This is a genomic window from Comamonas jiangduensis (assembly GCF_030162955.1).
Classification (GTDB): domain Bacteria; phylum Pseudomonadota; class Gammaproteobacteria; order Burkholderiales; family Burkholderiaceae_C; genus Comamonas; species Comamonas jiangduensis.
Genome location: NZ_JARXOV010000049.1, coordinates 1 through 836 on the forward strand (window position 1 = coordinate 1; position 836 = coordinate 836).

Here is an 836-nt window from a genome sequence, read left to right on the forward strand (position 1 = left end):
AGCGGGTAAATCGACCGTGATGGCCGTGCTGGCTGGCGAGCAGTCCCTCAGCCACGGCCGGGTGCAGGCTGTGCCCAGCGTGTGGCTAACCCAGCGGGTGGCCTTGTTCCAAGACAGCGTGCGCGACAACTTGCGGCTGGCCGCGCCCCTCGCCGACGATAGGGCGCTGTGGGCTGCTTTGGAAGACGCGGGCTTGGCAGCCGATGTGCGCGCCATGCCACAGGGGCTGGACAGCAGCTTGGGCGAGGGCGGTCTGGGCCTGTCGGGCGGGCAAGCACGCCGCTTGGGCCTGGCGCGCTTGCTTTTGGCGCAGCAGCCGGCCTGGTTGCTGGACGAGCCGACCGAAGGGCTGGATGCCGCCACGGCACGCGATGTATTGCAGCGGTTGCAGGCTCGGGCAGAGCAGCACACGGTGGTGCTGTGCACCCACCTGCAGCGCGAGGCGGCGCTGGCCGACCGTTTGATTTGGCTCGATGGCGGTGTCGTAAAAGCCGAGGCACGCCGTGGAGAACCTGCTTTTGCAGCGCTCATTGCGCGCTTGCGACCGGATTGATGCTGTCCGGATCAGTGTTTTTAATTGACGGGCAACCTTGGAAATTGCCCGCACATTCCCCCAGAGGACCTTTGAAAGGATACGACCATGGACCTCGACATCGTCGACTTATCGCGGCTGCAGTTCGCGATAACGGCGCTCTACCACTTCTTGTTTGTGCCGCTGACCATTGGTCTGGCGGTGATCGTGGCCATCATGGAGACCGTGTATGTCATGACCGGTCGCACCATCTGGCGCGATATGACCAAGTTCTGGGGTGTGCTGTTTGGTATCAACTTCGCCA

The 836-nt window shown here is 63.4% G+C and carries 2 protein-coding genes; both read left to right on the plus strand.

Features of this window, described 5'->3' with window-relative positions; translation table 11 throughout:
* On the plus strand, positions 1-553 hold a 553-nt coding region (locus QEP12_RS16905), incomplete at its 5' end, for an ATP-binding cassette domain-containing protein (RefSeq protein ID WP_284214988.1).
* Between the two features lie 87 nt (positions 554-640).
* Positions 641-836 (plus strand): cytochrome ubiquinol oxidase subunit I (locus tag QEP12_RS16910; RefSeq protein WP_284214987.1); only part of this gene is annotated, 196 nt, incomplete at its 3' end.